Annotated in this window: 12 protein-coding genes and 2 riboswitches; of the genes, 7 read left to right on the forward strand and 5 right to left on the reverse strand. The window is 73.9% G+C overall.

Annotated features, from left to right (window positions below):
- Positions 1-39 precede the first annotated feature (39 nt).
- The 5 genes from ACIQVI_RS01325 (at position 40) to ACIQVI_RS01345 (ending at position 4,378) form a co-directional block, all read left to right on the forward strand.
- Complete coding sequence (locus ACIQVI_RS01325) at positions 40-633, forward strand: TetR family transcriptional regulator (RefSeq protein WP_403589770.1); 594 nt, start codon at positions 40-42, stop codon at positions 631-633.
- A gap of 265 nt (positions 634-898) precedes the next feature.
- Positions 899-1,081, forward strand: a complete 183-nt coding sequence (locus tag ACIQVI_RS01330; protein WP_234323290.1) for a cold-shock protein — start codon at positions 899-901, stop codon at positions 1,079-1,081.
- Positions 1,082-1,177: 96 nt separating this feature from the next.
- Positions 1,178-1,297, forward strand: a riboswitch (cobalamin riboswitch).
- Between the two features lie 86 nt (positions 1,298-1,383).
- Positions 1,384-2,445, forward strand: coding sequence for an ABC transporter substrate-binding protein (locus ACIQVI_RS01335; protein WP_403589772.1), 1,062 nt, complete (start codon positions 1,384-1,386; stop codon positions 2,443-2,445).
- Entirely contained in the window at positions 2,442-3,500 is a 1,059-nt protein-coding gene (locus ACIQVI_RS01340; RefSeq protein WP_403589773.1) for a FecCD family ABC transporter permease, read from the forward strand. The genes ACIQVI_RS01335 and ACIQVI_RS01340 overlap by 4 nt, the downstream gene beginning before the upstream one ends.
- Complete coding sequence (locus ACIQVI_RS01345; RefSeq protein ID WP_403589775.1) at positions 3,497-4,378, forward strand: ABC transporter ATP-binding protein; 882 nt, start codon at positions 3,497-3,499, stop codon at positions 4,376-4,378. The genes ACIQVI_RS01340 and ACIQVI_RS01345 overlap by 4 nt, the downstream gene beginning before the upstream one ends.
- Here the strand turns inward: ACIQVI_RS01345 and ACIQVI_RS01350 are convergent.
- From ACIQVI_RS01350 to aceA, 5 genes are all read right to left on the reverse strand, one after another.
- A complete protein-coding gene (locus ACIQVI_RS01350) occupies positions 4,291-5,577 on the reverse strand; it encodes a radical SAM protein (protein ID WP_403592181.1) in 1,287 nt (428 codons plus the stop codon). The two genes, ACIQVI_RS01345 and ACIQVI_RS01350, sit on opposite strands and share 88 nt — an antisense overlap.
- A gap of 159 nt (positions 5,578-5,736) precedes the next feature.
- Entirely contained in the window at positions 5,737-8,055 is a 2,319-nt protein-coding gene (gene metE / locus ACIQVI_RS01355) for a 5-methyltetrahydropteroyltriglutamate--homocysteine S-methyltransferase (RefSeq protein WP_403589777.1), read from the reverse strand.
- Between the two features lie 165 nt (positions 8,056-8,220).
- Positions 8,221-8,441, reverse strand: a riboswitch (cobalamin riboswitch).
- 314 nt (positions 8,442-8,755) lie between these two features.
- Positions 8,756-9,646: a 3-hydroxybutyryl-CoA dehydrogenase gene (locus ACIQVI_RS01360; protein WP_403589779.1), complete on the reverse strand. Its 891-nt coding sequence runs from the start codon at positions 9,644-9,646 to the stop codon at positions 8,756-8,758.
- Positions 9,643-11,250 (reverse strand): malate synthase A, encoded by a 1,608-nt coding sequence (gene aceB / locus ACIQVI_RS01365; protein ID WP_403589781.1) that lies wholly within the window; start codon positions 11,248-11,250, stop codon positions 9,643-9,645. Before aceB ends, ACIQVI_RS01360 begins: the two co-directional genes overlap by 4 nt.
- Positions 11,251-11,383: 133 nt before the next feature.
- Positions 11,384-12,667, reverse strand: a complete 1,284-nt coding sequence (aceA, locus tag ACIQVI_RS01370; RefSeq protein ID WP_351970406.1) for an isocitrate lyase — start codon at positions 12,665-12,667, stop codon at positions 11,384-11,386.
- Between the two features lie 385 nt (positions 12,668-13,052).
- Between aceA and ACIQVI_RS01375 the strand changes: the two genes are divergently transcribed.
- Both ACIQVI_RS01375 and ACIQVI_RS01380 read left to right on the forward strand, forming a co-directional pair.
- Entirely contained in the window at positions 13,053-14,462 is a 1,410-nt protein-coding gene (locus tag ACIQVI_RS01375) for a short-chain fatty acyl-CoA regulator family protein (protein ID WP_403589783.1), read from the forward strand.
- Between the two features lie 86 nt (positions 14,463-14,548).
- Positions 14,549-15,319, forward strand: a complete 771-nt coding sequence (locus tag ACIQVI_RS01380; protein WP_403592184.1) for a TSUP family transporter — start codon at positions 14,549-14,551, stop codon at positions 15,317-15,319.
- Positions 15,320-15,356: the final 37 nt, after the last annotated feature.

A 15,356-nucleotide genomic window follows, 5' to 3' on the forward strand; every position in this document is an offset into this window, starting at 1 on the left:
CTCCTCGGGGCGGTTCCCGGTGGATAAAGTGGGGGCACGATGACACGTTTCCGCGAGAGCGTCCGGTCCCTGCTGCGCGAGCAGGTGCTCGACGCCGCCTACCGCCTCGTCGCCGCCGAGGGGTGGAGCGGGCTGCGCATGACCTCCATCGCACGGGCCGCCGGCATCAGCCGCCAGACCCTCTACAACGAGTTCGGCGCGAAGGAGGCCATCGGCAACGCGCTGGTCCAGCGCGAGCTGGAGGGCTTCCTGATCGGCATCGAGCGCGAACTCGACGCACATCGAGGGGAGTTGGAGGCGGCCGCGGCGGCCGGCGTCGGCTACACGCTCCAGCAGACCGTGGACAACCCGCTCATCAAGAGCGTCCTGGTCGCGGCGCGGGGCGGCGAGGACGACCTCCTCGCCTATCTCACCACCCGCGCGGAGCCGGTCTTCGGCACGGCGATGGCGATGCTCGACGCGTACGCGACCGAGGCCTGGCCCGACGTGGACGAGGAGTCGCGCGGCCTCGCCGTCGAGACGGTCGTGCGGCTCACCGTCAGCCACATCGTCCAGCCGGTGGCCCCGCCCTCGGAGACGGCGGCGCGCATCGCCAGGATCACCACGAGGATCGCCTACCCCGGCGGCCCCTGAGACGCCCCGCCCCGCGCCGGACGCACGACGAGGCCCGGTGCCGAACACGGGGGATCTTCGGCACCGGACCTCTGTTGAATATTCTACGAGACCGCCGGGGGTGCTCGCACCCGCCCCGGCGGCCGGTTCCGACGGGCGAAGCGCGGGCCGACGGGGTACACCTCCCCTGAGACGCGGACACGGCCGGACCCGGCCGGGGACACCCCTCGCCCGCGTCCCCGACGCCGAGGAGGAGGCCGCCGTGGAAGGCAGGAGCAAGGGATTCGTGCATTCCTTCAACCGTCTCGGGGGATACGGGTTCGTCGTCCCCGTCGGCTCCGAGGACCAGGTCTGGTTCAGCGCGGAGGACATCGAGGACGAGAGCCGCACCGTCTCGGAGGGGCAGCAGGTCTCCTTCGTCCTGGTCCTCGGGGACGGCCGCTTCGAGGCCAAGGAGCTGCGCGTCTGACGCCCCCCGCGCCCCGGGGCACGCCCCCGGGCCGGTGGTACTGTGCCGAGGCCAGTCGCACCTTTGTACGCACCCGAACGGGTGGGTGCACGGGTCAGGGAATCCGGTGCGAGACCGGAACTGACGCGCAGCGGTGAGGGTGACGGGCGGAGCATCGGCCACTGGGCGGCGACCCGGGAAGGCGCCCCGTCCGGCCGACCCCGAGTCCGAAGACCTGCTGGCGGCCCCGGCGGCACACGCGCGCCCGGGGAGCACCGTACGACAGGCTCCGCGCATGAGCCGTGGCCGCAGAAGGAAGTCCCGTGCCGCTCGCACACCCCGTCCGCTCCGCCGTGCTGTTCCTCACCGGAGCCCTGCTCCTGACCGCGACCGGCTGCGGTGGCGGGACGACCCCCGCACCCGACCGGCCCGCGGGCGGTGCCGGGAAGGCGAAGGCCGGACACCCCGTCGTCCTCGACGACAACTGCGGACGGCCCGTCCGCGTCGAGCGCGCGCCGGAGCGGGCCGTCGCCCTCGACCAGGGCGCGGCGGAGATCATGCTCTCCCTGGGCCTCGCCGACCGCATGGTGGGCACCGGCACCTGGACGGACCCCGTCCTCAAGGGCCTGGAGAAGGAGAACGCGAAGGTCCCGCGCCTCGCCGACCGCTACCCCTCCTTCGAGAAGGTCCTCGACACCGAGCCCGACTTCGCCGCCGCCTCCTTCACGTACACCCTCGGCAAGGGCGGCGTGGCGACCCGCGAGCGGTTCGAGGAGCTCGGCGTCCCCACGTACCTCTCGCCCACCGACTGCGTCGGCAAGGACAACAGCGGCGACGGGGACGGCGTCCGCGTCCGGCCGCTCACCATGGAGACGGTCTACGGCGAGATCCGCGACCTGGCCCGGATCTTCGCCGTCCCGGAGCGCGGCGAGAAGCTCGTCGCGGAGCTGAAGGCCCGCGTGACGAAGGCCGCTTCGGGCGGGGACTTCAAGGACGCCACGGTCCTCTACTGGTTCGCCAACGCCGAGGCGCCCTACATGGCGGGCTGCTGCGGCGCCCCCGGCATCGTCTCCCGCGAGCTCGGCGCGAAGAACGTCTTCGACGACACCAAGGAGGAGTGGCCCCAGATCAACTGGGAGACCGTCGCCGACCGCGACCCCGACGTCCTCGTCATCGGCGACCTCACCCGCCGCTCGCAGTCGGCCGAGAGCGCCGCCAAGAAGATCGAGTTCCTGGAGTCCGACCCGGTCACCCGCAGCATGACGGCGGTCAAGAACAAGCGGTACGTGCTCCTCAGCGGCCAGGCGCTCAACCCCACCGTCCGCACCGTCGAGGCCGTCGAGAAGGTGGCGGCCGCGCTCCGCTCGTACGGTCTCGCCAAGTGACGCCCACGGCCGCGAAGCCGTCCCCGGCGCGCGCGGGAGCGGCGGTCCTGCTCGGGACGGCGGGCGGGCTCGCGCTCCTGGCCGCGTCGATCGCCGTGGCGATCACCATCGGCCCGGCCCGCATCGGCGTCGCCGACGTCTGGTCGACGGTCGCCGCCCACCTCGGCGGCGGCACCCCGGCGCTCTCCCCGATCCGGGACGGCATCGTGTGGGACCTGCGGCTGCCCCGCACCCTCCTGGCCGCCGTCTGCGGCGCCGGGCTCGCCCTGTGCGGCGCGGTGATGCAGTCGCTGCTGCGCAACCCGCTCGCCGACCCCTTCGTCCTGGGCGTCTCCTCCGGCGCCTCGACCGGCGCGGTCGCGGTCGTCGTCCTCGGGATCGGCGGGGGCCTCCTCTCCGTCACCGGCGGGGCGTTCCTCGGCGCGGTCTGCTCCTTCGCGCTGGTGCTGCTGCTCAGCCACACCCTCGGCGGCTCCACGGACCGCGTGGTCCTCTCCGGCGTCGCCGCCATGCAGCTCTTCTCCGCCCTCACCTCCTTCGTAGTGATGACGGCCGCCGACGCGGAGACCACCCGGGGCGTCCTCTTCTGGCTGCTCGGCTCGCTCGCCGGGGCCGGCTGGACCGACGTGTGGGTGTGCCTCGGGGTCCTCGCGGTGGCCCTGACGACCTGCCTCGGGTACGCGCGGACGCTGGACGCGTTCGCCTTCGGCGAGGAGGCCGCCGCGTCCCTCGGCGTCGCCGTCGCCCGGACCCGGCTCGTCCTGCTGTGCGTCACGGCCCTCCTGACGGCCGCCCTGGTCTCCGCCGCCGGGGCCATCGGCTTCGTCGGGCTCGTCCTGCCGCACGCCGCCCGCGCGCTCGTCGGCCCCGGCCACGCCCGGCTCCTGCCGGTCACCGCCCTGGCCGGAGCGGTCTTCCTGGTCTGGGCCGACACCCTCGCCCGCACCGTCCTCGACCCCCAGGAGGTCCCGGTGGGCGTGGTCACCTCGCTGATCGGCGTCCCGGCCTTCGTCCTCGTCCTCTACCGCACGCGCAGCACGAGGAGCACGCGATGACCCCCACCCGAAAGGACGCGGGCCTGCGCGCCGACCGGGTCTCGCGCACCGCCGGCGGCGTCCTCGTCCTCGACGGCGTCAGCGTCGCCCCGGTCCCCGGCACCGTCACCGGCCTCCTCGGCCCCAACGGCTCCGGCAAGTCCACGCTCCTGCGGCTGCTCGCCGGAGTCCTCGCCCCCGACTCCGGGGTCGTCACCCTCGACGGCGATCCGCTCGCCGGACTCGGCCGCAGGACCGTCGCCCGGCGCCTCGCCACGGTCGAGCAGCAGTCCGACACCCAGACCGACCTGACCGTCCTCGACGTCGTGCGCCTCGGCCGCGTCCCGCACCGCAGGGCCTGGACCCCGCCCTCGGCGGCCGACGAGGCCGCCGTCCGCTCCGCCCTCGCCCGCACCGGGCTCGCCGACCGCGCCCGCCAGCCCTGGCGGACCCTCTCCGGCGGCGAGCGCCAGCGCGTCCAGATCGCCCGCGCCCTCGCCCAGGAGCCGCGCGAGCTCCTCCTCGACGAGCCCACCAACCACCTCGACGTCCAGCACCAGCTGGACCTCATGGAGCTGGTCTCCGGGCTTCGCCTGACCGCCGTCGTCGCCCTGCACGACCTGAACCTCGCGGCCGCGTACTGCGAGCGGCTCGTGGTCCTCTCCGGCGGCCGCGTGGTCGCCTCGGGCACGCCGGACGAGGTGCTCACCGAGGAGCTGATCGCGGACGTCTACCGGGTCCGGGCCGCCGTGACGCACCCGGACCCCGGCGGCCGCCCCCACGTCCGCTTCCTGGGGACGGCCGGACCGTCCTACTCGCCTTCGCCGGGCTCCGGCGCCAGCGCGTCCATGAAGGAGCTGACCGAGAACACCGCGCGCCCGGGACCGGCCGGCCCGTAGCCGGGCGGGGCGGTGAGGCCGTTCTCCCGGAGCGTCTCCGTGTACGCCTCCAGGAGCCGCAGGTGGTACTCCAGCGGGGCGCCGTCCGGGTTCTCGCGGCCCAGCGGCGTCGTCGGCTCCGGGCACCAGGTGGTGAACCGGGGCGTGATCCCGCGCGACATGAAGAACCGCAGCCCCTCCCGGGTCGAGGCGATGGCCTCGTCCACGGTCAGGAAGCCCGTGGGGCGCGCCATCTCGACCCCGGCGACGAAGTTCGGGATGACGTTGCGCGGCCCGAAGACCTCCGCCGAGTCCAGGATCCGGCGGTGCCACTCGTCCCGGCCGATGTAGCGCTCCTTGCCGGGACAGTACAGCTCGAACAGGCGCCGGTCCCACACCTCGTAGTTCGGGTGGTAGATCCGGATGCCGTAGTCGTGGAAGCGCTGCACGTCCGCCTTGGGCAGGGCCTGCGCGACGACCTTGCCGATCCAGCGGCCCGGGAAGCGCTCCTCGATCGCCTGCGCGTACTGCCCGTAGAAGTCGGCCTCGTCCTTCCCGCCGACCTTCGAGGTGACGGCCCCGCCGGTCAGGGTGTAGGCGGTCGAGGCGCGGGCCGTGTCGTGCCGGTCGATGATCTCCAGCGCCTCCAGGACCTCGTCCACCGGCTTCACCCCGGTGTACGGGCGGCCCGCCGCCTTGTGCTGGCGCCAGTTGTGGTTGATGTCGCAGTACTGGCACTCCTCCTTGGCGCCGAAGTACTGGCACACCCGGAAGACCGTCAGGTAGATCAGGTAGCCCCACTGGATCGTCGGCGCCACCTCCATCACGGACTTGCCGTTCGACAGCGGGTGCCGGTAGTACTCCGGCATCGGCGGCAGGCCGACGTCCGCGATCCGCGCCCCGTCCAGGAACAGGGCGAGCGCCCCGTCCCCGTCCGGCGCGACCCGGTACGGCGAGGACGGGTTGACCCGCACCGACACCACCGTGCGGCGCAGCCCGTACGGGCCGCCGGTGAGCACGATCTCCTCCGGCGGGCGGTTCAGCGCCGCCTCCCCGAGCTCCGGCAGCGTCCGGTGGTCGAAGGAGAAGATGAAGTACGACTTCGGCTTCACCTCACCCCCCTCGTTGCCGGACAGGGCGGAGGGGTCGAAGGCGACCCCGCCGCGCAGCAGGTCCTCCTTGAGCACGGCCTCCCGGGGAATCCCGGGGAAGCGCTCCATGAGGGACTCCACGACGGACGTGCGGGTGGGTGCGACGCTGCTGGACACAGGCGGATCTCCGGAGGTGAGGGGCGATGCCGACGTGTACCCCACGCTACGCGCGCACACCCCCGGGGCGTCGGCCGGGGTTCCCGGCCCCGGCCCCGGGGGCGCGCACCGTCACGCGCCGGACAGCTCCTCGCGGACCGTCCGGGCGGCGGCGACCAGGTTCTCCAGGGAAGCCCGGGTCTCCGGCCAGGCGCGGGTCTTCAGACCGCAGTCCGGGTTGACCCACAGCCGCTCGGCCGGGATCGCCTCCAGGCCGGTGCGCAGCAGGTCGGAGGCCTCCTCGGCGCTCGGCACCCGGGGCGAGTGGATGTCCCACACCCCGGGCCCGGCCTCGCGCGGGTAGCCGTGGGCGGCCAGCTCGCGGGCCACCTGCATGTGGGAGCGGGCCGCCTCCAGGCTGATGACGTCGGCGTCGAGGTCGTCGATGGCCTGGACGATGTCGCCGAACTCGGCGTAGCACATGTGGGTGTGGACCTGGGTGTCCGGCCGCACGCCGCTGGTGGCGAGCCGGAACGCCTCGGTCGCCCACGCCAGGTACGCCGGGCGGTCGGCGGCCCGCAGCGGCAGGGTCTCGCGCAGCGCCGGCTCGTCCACCTGGATGACGGAGGTGCCGGCCGCCTCCAGGTCGCCCACCTCGTCGCGCAGGGCGAGGGCGACCTGCCGGGCGGTCTCGCCCAGCGGCTGGTCGTCGCGGACGAACGACCAGGCGAGCATGGTGACCGGGCCGGTCAACATGCCCTTGACGGGCTTGGCGGTGAGGGACTGGGCGTACGAGGTCCAGCGCACCGTCATCGGCTCGGGCCGCGAGATGTCCCCGGCGAGGACCGGCGGACGGACGTAGCGGGTGCCGTACGACTGGACCCAGCCGTGCCGGGTGGCGAGGTAGCCGTCGAGCCGCTCGGCGAAGTACTGCACCATGTCGTTGCGCTCGGGCTCGCCGTGCACCAGGACGTCGACCCCGGTCTTCTCCTGGTACGAGACCACCTCCCGGATCTCGGTCCGGATGCGCTCCTCGTACCCGGCCGTGTCGATCCGGCCCGCCCGCAGGTCGGCGCGCGCCGTGCGGAGCTCGTCGGTCTGCGGGAAGGAGCCGATGGTGGTGGTCGGGAGCAGCGGCAGGCCCAGGTGGGCGCGCTGGGCGGCGGCCCGCTCGGCGTACGGCCGCGAGCGCCGGGAGTCGGCCCCGGTGACGGCCTCGGTGCGGGCCCGCACGGCCGGGTTCCGGGTGATGGGGGAGTTCGCGCGGGAGGCGAGGGCGGCGCGGTTGGCGGCCAGCTCGCCCGCGATCGCGTCGGTGCCCCGGGACAGGCCCTTGGCCAGCGTCGTGATCTCGGCGGTCTTCTGCCGCGCGAAGGAGAGCCAGCGCAGGATCTGCGGGTCGACGTCCTTCTCGGCCGCCGCGTCGAGCGGCACGTGGAGCAGCGAGGAGGAGGCGGAGACGTCGACCCGGTCGGCGAGGCCGAGCAGGGTGCCGAGGACGGCCAGGGACTTCTCCAGGTCGTTGACCCAGATGTTGCGGCCGTCGACCACACCGGCGACGAGCCGCTTGCCGGGCAGGCCGCCGACGGCGGCGAGCCCGTCCAGGTTGGCGGCCGCGGGGCCGGTGAAGTCGAGCGCGAGGCCCTCGACCGGGGCCTTGGCCAGGACGGGCAGGGCGTCGCCGAGCCGGTCGAAGTACGAGGCGACGAGCAGCTTGGGCCGGTCGGTGAGCGCCCCGAGGTCGCGGTAGGCGCGCGCGGCGGCGTTCAGGTCGGCCGGGGTCCGGTCCTGGACGAGCGCGGGCTCGTCGAGCTGCACCCACTCGGCGCCGGCCGCGCGCAGGTCGGCGAGGACCTCCGCGTACACCGGCAGGAGCCGGTCCAGCAGGGTCAGCGGGTCGAAGTCGGCGGGCACGCCCGGCGCGGGCTTGGCCAGCAGCAGGTAGGTGACGGGTCCGACGAGGACGGGGCGGGCCGTCAGCCCCAGGGCGAGGGCCTCCTCCAGCTCCGCGACCTGCTTGGCGGAGTCGGCGGTGAAGACGGTGTCGGGGCCCAGCTCCGGCACCAGGTAGTGGTAGTTGGTGTCGAACCACTTCGTCATCTCCAGCGGGGCGACGTCCTGCGTGCCGCGCGCCATGGCGAAGTAGCCGTCCAGGGCGTCGGCCGCGACGGCCTCGCGGTGCCGCGCGGGGATCGCGCCCACCATGACGGTGGTGTCCAGGACGTGGTCGTAGTACGAGAAGTCGCCGGTCGGCACCTCGTGGACGCCGGCCTCGGCCAGCTGCTTCCAGTTCGTTCGGCGCAGTTCGGCGGCGGTGGACCGGAGGGCGTCGGCGGTGACGCGGCCCTTCCAGTAGCCCTCGATCGCCTTCTTCAGCTCCCGGTCACGGCCCTGACGGGGGTAGCCGTAGACGGTGGCCCGTGCTGCCGCGGCTGCGGACTTCGTGGTCACGGAGATCTCCTTCGCGAGATGAATCCCTGAGGTCCCGGAGACGGGACGGGGGCGCGAAGGGGCGACGGACCGGACGGTACGAGCACGCGCGGCGGGCGCGGTCGTCCGTCTGGTATGTGCGCCGACCCGCCCTCGAGGTCACCGGGATGTCCGCGCGCGGAATCGTTCCGCGTGCGGGCAACGGGCAGGTCTTCGGACTCGCGGGCACGTCCTCACGAGGAGGTGTTCCTACTGGCCGTCGCTTCCCGGACCCGTCCCGGGTCCAGTGCGTATGACGGCGGTCGTTCCCGCTCACCGCTGCGGGGCAGTCCCGGATTCCCACCGGGTTCCCTCTTACGACGCATCCCGCCTGGCGGACGGGGCGAACCAGCTGCCGGGCCAGCCTACGGGGTCCGTTCCGCGACCGGGGACGGGTATCTCGCCATTCGGACGAGAAAGTGAGACGGAGGGGTGAACGGGCCGGGCGGTGCGGGCATCCGTGCGTACGGGTCCGGCGGGCGTACGTGTCCCGTGCGTACGGGCCTCGGGCGTACGGGCCCGGCGTGCGTACGGGCCAGGGCGTGCGGGTCCGGGTGCGCCGGGCGCACGGCAGCGGGGCCGGGGACGGCACCACCCGTCCCCGGCCCCTCGCCGTACCGCCGCCGGGTCCTCTCTCGGGACCCTCCACCGGATCCCTCCCCGGCGGCGGGTGCCGGCCCCCTCAGGCCGGCCGTCCGGGCGTCTCCGCCCGGTCGTACGTGTGGAACCCCCGGCCGGTCTTCCGGCCGAGCAGCCCCGCCTCCACCATCCGCAGGAGCAGCGGCGGCGGCGCGTACAGGGGCTCCTTGAACTCCTCGTACAGCGAGTTCGCGATGGAGGCCACCGTGTCGAGTCCGATCAGGTCCGCGAGCCGCAGCGGCCCCATCGGGTGGGCGCAGCCCAGCTCCATGCCCCGGTCGACGTCCGTGGCGGAGGCGAAGCCCGACTCCGTCATCCGGATGGCGGACAACAGGTAGGGGACGAGCAGGGCGTTGACGACGAACCCGGCCCGGTCGCGGGAGCCGATGGCGGTCTTGCCCAGGGTCCCGGTCGCGAAGGACGTCACCGCGGCCGCCGTCTCCGCCGAGGTGTGGAGGGTCGTGACGATCTCCACGAGCGGCAGCACGGGCACCGGGTTGAAGAAGTGCAGCCCCACGACCCGGTCGGCGTGCTCGGTGGCCATGGCGAGCCGCATGACCGGCAGGGAGGAGGTGTTGGTGGCGAGGACCGCCGCCGGATCGGTCACGATCTTGTCGAGCGCGGCGAACACCTCGGTCTTGACGGCGGGGTCCTCGACGACCGCCTCGACGACGAGCTGCCGGTCCGCGAGGTCGGACAGTTCGGCGGTGGCCGTGATCCGGGCGAGCGCCGCCTCGGCGGAGGGGCGGTCCAGCTTGCCGCGCTGGACGGCCCGTTCGAGGGAGACGGCGACGCGCTCGCGGGCGGCCCGCGCCGCCCTGCCGTCCGCCTCGCAGATCACGGTGGAGAGCCCGGCCCGCGCGCACACCTCGGCGATGCCCGCGCCCATCTGGCCGCCGCCCACGACGCCGACGCGCCGGATGCCGCCGCTCACGCCGGCACCCCGGCGACCGTGACGGTCCGGACGAGGTGGCGGGAGTACGCCTCCGGGGTGAAGAAGAGCGGGAGTTCGGCGGCGAGCGCGGTGCTCTCGAAGAGCTCCCGCACCTCGTCGAGCGCCGCCCACGGGAACTCGGCGCCGAGCGCGTCCAGTTCCCGGTCGAGCAGCTCCAGGACGGTGTCGCGCTCCAGGACCCGGCGCCGGAGCCACTGCCAGATCTGCACGCGGGCGATCTCGGCGGTGGCGGCGTCCTCCACCAGGCCGTCGACCGTGACCGATCCCTGTCCGCGGATCCAGGCGTCGAAGTAGCGCAGCACCACGGCGATGTTGGTGCGGACCCCCTCCTCGGTCGGCGGGCCGACGATCCGCCGCACCGCGAGCAGCTCCCCTGCGGTCACCCGCACGTCCTCGCGGCTCCGGTCGAGCTGGTGCGGGCGCTCCCCGAGGACGGCGTCGAAGACCTCGCGGCAGACCTCCACCAGACCCGGGTGGGCCACCCACGACCCGTCGAAGCCGTCCTCGGCCTCGCGCTCCTTGTCCAGGCGGACCGTGGCGAGCACGGCCTCGTGCGCGGCCGGGTCCCCGGCCGGGACCTGGGCGGCCATCCCGCCGATGGCGTGGGCGCCGCGCCGGTGGCAGGTGCGCACGAGCAGTTCGGTGTACGCCCGCATGAACGGCGCCGTCATCGTCACCTTCGCCCGGTCGGGCAGCAGGAAGTCGGAGCGGTGGCCGAAGGTCTTGATCAGGCTGAACAGGTAGTCCCAGCGGCCCGCGTTGAGCCCGGAGCCGTGCTCCCGCAGCTCGTGGAGGATCTCCTCCATCTCGAACGCGGCCGTGATCGTCTCGATGAGGACGGTGGCGCGGACGGTGCCCCGGGGGATGTCCAGGAGCTCCTGGGCGAGCAGGAACACGTCGTTCCAGAGGCGCGCCTCGTACCGGTTCTCCAGCTTGGGGAGGTAGAAGTACGGGCCGTACCCGGCGTCGATCTGCCGCCGCGCGCAGTGGAAGAAGTACAGGCCGAAGTCGACCAGCGCGGCCGGCACCGGGCCGCCGTCGAACTCCAGGTGCTCCTCGTCGAGGTGCCAGCCGCGCGGCCGGACCACGATCGTGGGCAGCCGGCCCTCGCGCAGCCGGTACTCCCGGCCCTCGGGGGTGGTGAAGTCGAGCCGCCGCTCGATCGCGTCGAGCAGCACGAGCTGGCCCCCGATCACGTTCTCCCAGGTGGGCGCGGTGGCATCCTCGAAGTCGGCCATCCACACACTGGCACCGGAGTTGAGCGCCTCGACCGCGGCCCGCCGCTCCGGCGGGCCGGTGATCTCCACCCGGCGGTCGGCGAGCCCGGGAGCGGGCGGGGCGACCCGCCAGGTGGGGTCGGCGCGCACGGCGGAGGTGGTGAGCGGGAAGTCGAGCGGCGAGCCGGTGGCGAGCCGGATGGCCTGTCGGCGCCGCTCCTTCAGGAGCCACCGCCGGCGCTCGGAGAAGGCGGCGGCGAGCCGGCCGACGAAGTCCAGGGCGTCGGCGGTGAGGATCTCGTCGTGGCGGTCGCCGGGGGCCGCGAGCACGCGGACCTGGCGGGTCGGGACGGCGCTGGTGGTCATCGGTGTCTCCTGAGGGGGAGCGGGTGGCGCGAGGGGAGGAGAGGGGGAGCGTGGGTGCGGAGGAGGATGCGGAGAAGGGTGCGGGGACGGGTGACGTGGACACCCGCCCCCGCGGTTCGAGGGGCCCGGAGGCCTAGTGGAACTGCTCCTCCTCCGTGGACCCGGCGAGCGCGGTCGTGGAGGAGGCGGGGTTGACGGCGGTGGAGACCAGGTCGAAGTAGCCGGTGCCGACCTCGCGCTGGTGCTTGACGGCGGTGAAGCCGTGCTCCTGCGCGGCGAACTCGCGCTCCTGGAGGTCCACATAGGCGGTCATGCCGTGCTCGGCGTAGCCGCGGGCCAGGTCGAACATGCCGTGGTTGAGCGAGTGGAAGCCGGCCAGGGTGATGAACTGGAACTTGTAGCCCATGGCGCCCAGTTCGCGCTGGAACTTGGCGATCTGGTCGTCGTCCAGGGCCGCCTTCCAGTTGAAGGACGGCGAGCAGTTGTACGCCAGCATCTGGTCCGGGTACCGGGCGTGGATCGCCTCGGCGAACTCGCGGGCCTGCGCCAGGTCCGGGGTGCCGGTCTCGACCCAGATGAGGTCGGCGTACGGGGCGTAGGCCAGGCCGCGGGCGATGACCGGCGCCATGCCGTTCCGCACCCGGTAGAAGCCCTCGGCGGTGCGCTCGCCGGTGACGAACTCGGCGTCCCGCTCGTCGACGTCGCTGGTCAGCAGGTTCGCGGCGAGGGCGTCGGTGCGGGCGATGATCAGCGTCGGGGTGTCGGCGATGTCGGCGGCGAGCCGGGCCGAGTTGAGGGTGCGGACGTGCTGCGAGGTGGGCACGAGCACCTTGCCGCCGAGGTGGCCGCACTTCTTCTCGGAGGCGAGCTGGTCCTCGTAGTGGATGCCCGCCGCACCGGCCGCGATCATCGCCTTGGTCAGCTCGAAGGCGTTCAGCGGGCCGCCGAAACCGGCCTCGGCGTCGGCGACGATCGGCGCGAGCCAGTCCGTCGTGTCCGTGCCTCCCTCGGCGGTGGCGATCTGGTCGGCGCGCAGCAGCGCGTTGTTGATCCGGCGGACCACCTGCGGCACCGAGTTGACCGGGTAGAGGCTCTGGTCGGGGTAGGTGTGGCCGGCCTGGTTGGCGTCGGCGGCGACCTGCCAGCCGGACAGGTAGATGGCCTGGAGCCCGGCCCGGACCTGCTGCACGGCCTGGCCGCCGGTGAGGGCGCCGAGCGCGTGGACGTAGTCGAGCTCGTGCAGCTGGCGCCACAGGCGCTCCGCGCCGCGCCGGGCGAGGGTGTGCTCCTCACGGACGCTGCCGGAGAGCCGGACCACGTCCTCGGCGGTGTAGGTGCGCTCGATGCCCTTCCAGCGGGGGTCCGTGGCCCACTGCCGCGCCAGCTCTTCGGCCGCCTGGTTTCCTGCCTGCGCCATGATGGTCTCTCCCGGGGAGTGTCGAACTTTGCGAAGCTCTGCGAAGGCCCGCGAAGCTCCGTACGAGGTGACGAACGGCCCGCCGGGCCCCGGACGCAGACGACCGGGTCCTACGACGTCAGGGCATGAGCCGTGCCCCGAACTCCATCTCCTGCCGGGTCACCGGCGGGCCGTGGTTCGACTTTCGCAGTGGCACTCCGTGCCATCAACCATGGCCGGATGCCAACTTCTGCGAATCTTCCGGCCCCGGTTTGCCAAGCTTGCGAAGACCCGAACGGGGGTGGAGTGACCTAGGCTGGCCCCCGGACGCCTCCGAAGGACCGGAGCACCTCCGAAGGACCGGAGCACGTCCGAAGGGTCCGGGCACGTCCGAAGGGGAAGAGCCGTGAGCAAGATCTACGCGGGGGCGCGGCTGCGGCGGCTGCGCGAGGAGCGCCGGCTCAGCCAGGCCGACCTGGCCAGGGTGCTCAGGATCTCGCCCAGCTATCTGAACCAGATGGAGCACGACACCCGGCCCCTCACGGTCCCCGTCCTGCTCCGGGTCACCGAGTCCTTCGGCGTCGACCCCGACTTCTTCTCCGAGCGGGACACCGGCCGGCTCCTGGCCGACCTGCGCGAGACCCTCGCCGACGAGCTCGACCGCTCCGCGCTCTCCGCCGCCGACCTCGCGGACCTCGCCTCCCGGCTGCCGCACGTCGCCGCCGTCCTCCTCGACCTCGGCCGCGGCCGCCAGGCCCTCACCGAGCGCCTCGCCGCCCTGAGCGGCGACCGCGACGAGGCCCTCGCCCCGGACGCGGCACGCGCCCGGACCCCGCACGAGGAGATCCGCGAGTTCTTCTACCGGCGCCGCAACTACCTCCACGACGCCGACCTCGCGGCCGAGGGGCTCGCGGAGGAGATCGGCCTCCGCCCCGGCGAGGTCCGCAGGACCCTCGCCGCCCGGCTCGACGAGCGCCACGGCGTCCGGATCGCCGCCGACGCCGACCGGCAACTCCACCGCTACGACCCCGCCGCCCGCATCCTGCACCTCTCGCCCCGGCTGCGCCCCGGCCAGCAGGCCTTCCGCATGGCCACCCAGCTCGCCCTGCTCGAACAGGACGCGCTGCTCTCCGCGTACGCCTCCGAGGACTACGAGGAGGGCTCCCGCACCTGGTCCCTGGCCCGCATCGGGGTCGCCAACTACTTCGCCGCCGCCCTCGTCCTGCCGTACCGCGCCTTCCACACGGCGGCGGAGGAGACCCGCTACGACGTCGAGCGCCTCACCGACCGCTTCGGCCTCGGCTACGAGACGGTCTGCCACCGCCTCAGCACCCTCCAGCGCCCGCGGCTGCGCGGGGTGCCGTTCTCCTTCGTCCGGGTCGACCGGGCCGGGAACATGTCCAAGCGGCAGTCCGCCACCGGCTTCCACTTCTCCCGCGCCGGCGGCACCTGCCCCCTCTGGAACGTCTACGAGGCCTTCGCCGCCCCCGGCCGCATCCACGTCCAGGTCGCGGCCATGCCCGACGGACAGCGCTACCTGTGGACCGCCCGCACGGTGACCCGCCACCGGGGCGGCTGGGGCGAGCCGGGCAAGACCTTCGCCATCGGCCTCGGCTGCGAACTGCGCCACGCCTCCCGGCTCGTCTACTCCGACGGCCTCGACCTCGACAACAGGGCCGCCGCCACCCCGATCGGCATGGGCTGCCGCGTCTGCGAACGCCTCGACTGCCCCCAGCGGGCGGTGCCCCCGCTCGGCCGCGTCCTCGCCGTCGACGAACACGCCAGCACGTTCGTGCCGTACGCGGTGGAGGGGTAGGGGAGGACCCCGCCGCGCCGGGGCCGGATACTGTCCGGACGATCCCGGAACGATCACGGACGGTGGGGGGCACGGTGGACTGGGCGATGCTGCTGGGCGGGGTGGCCGCGGGGCTGCTGATCTCCGTCGTGACCGCGCCGGCCGGGGTGTCGGGGGCGGTGTTCCTGCTCCCGGTCCAGCTGAGCGTCTTCGCCGTGCCGAACCCCTCCGTCACGCCGACGAACCTGCTGTACAACGTGGTCGCGGGCCCCGGCGCCCTGTGGCGCCACAGCAGGACCGGCGCCCTGCGCGGGCCGCTCACCCGGCGCCTGGTGGCGGGCACCCTCCCCGGGGTGGTGATCGGCGCCGTCGTCCGCGTCTTCGCCCTCCCCGGCCCCACCGTCTTCCGCGTCCTCATCGCCGCGCTGCTGCTGCCCCTCGGCGTGTGGCTGTGCGTCCGCACCCTGCGCCCCGCCCGGAAGCGTCCCGCCGCCGAGCCCTCGCCCCGCACCGTCACCGGACTCGCCCTGGCGGTCGGGGTCGTGGGCGGGATCTACGGCATCGGCGGCGGCTCCCTGCTCGGCCCGATCCTGGCGGGCCGGGGCGTCCCCGTCGCCCGGGTGGCCCCGGCGGCCCTCGCCGCCACCTTCACGACCTCGGTCGTCGGAGCCGCCACCTTCGCCCTGCTCTCCCTCACCACCACCGAGGCCGCCGCCCCGGACTGGGCCCTGGGCCTCGCCTGCGGCCTGGGCGGCCTGATCGGCGGCTACCTCGGCGCCCGCCTCCAGCCCCACCTCCCCGAAACCGCCCTCCGCCTCCTCCTCGGCACCCTGGCCACGGGCCTCGGCGCGCTGTACGCGGCCCAGGCCCTGTTCTAGGGCCGGCCCGAGGGATGACACGGGTGACGGTCCGGGG

The organism is Streptomyces sp. NPDC098101 (assembly GCF_044760185.1).
Taxonomy (GTDB): Bacteria; Actinomycetota; Actinomycetes; order Streptomycetales; family Streptomycetaceae; genus Streptomyces.

Coding starts and splice junctions, on each gene's coding strand:
- ACIQVI_RS01345 (WP_403589775.1), top strand. CDS start 3,497: ATGACCCCCACCCGAAAGGACGCGGGCCTGCGCGCCGACCGGGTCTCG.
- ACIQVI_RS01325 (WP_403589770.1), top strand. CDS start 40: ATGACACGTTTCCGCGAGAGCGTCCGGTCCCTGCTGCGCGAGCAGGTG.
- aceB (WP_403589781.1), bottom strand. CDS start 11,250: ATGACCACCAGCGCCGTCCCGACCCGCCAGGTCCGCGTGCTCGCGGCC.
- ACIQVI_RS01350 (WP_403592181.1), bottom strand. CDS start 5,577: ATGGAGCGCTTCCCCGGGATTCCCCGGGAGGCCGTGCTCAAGGAGGAC.
- ACIQVI_RS01380 (WP_403592184.1), top strand. CDS start 14,549: ATGCTGCTGGGCGGGGTGGCCGCGGGGCTGCTGATCTCCGTCGTGACC.
- aceA (WP_351970406.1), bottom strand. CDS start 12,667: ATGGCGCAGGCAGGAAACCAGGCGGCCGAAGAGCTGGCGCGGCAGTGG.